The sequence below is a fragment of the Sulfitobacter sp. 15WGC genome, from assembly GCF_005068605.1.
GTDB lineage: Bacteria > Pseudomonadota > Alphaproteobacteria > Rhodobacterales > Rhodobacteraceae > Sulfitobacter > Sulfitobacter faviae.
Genome location: NZ_SZNL01000114.1, coordinates 1 through 255 on the forward strand (window position 1 = coordinate 1; position 255 = coordinate 255).

General features: G+C 58.8%; 1 pseudogene. It reads right to left on the bottom strand.

From position 1 onward, the window contains the following. Positions 1–255: pseudogene (locus FCK22_RS18200) on the bottom strand (sensor histidine kinase); the annotation flags it as partial.

Here is a 255-nt window from a genome sequence, read left to right on the forward strand (position 1 = left end):
GCGGCAGGAAATGCGTCGTCGCCCCCTGCTGAAGCGCGATCCCAAGGGCGAAATAGCTGATCACCCCGGCGCTCAGCACCGTGCCGATATAGATGCGGTTCATGAACAAACGCGCCAAACGTGGGCTGCGCCCCCGCCAGCGGGTGATGCGCAGGAAAAGCAGATAGTCAAAAGTCTCAGAAATCGCGATCAGGATCACGGTCGAGATCGACAGCCACAGATCGTAATAGAACGCAGACAGGAAAATGGCCGCCG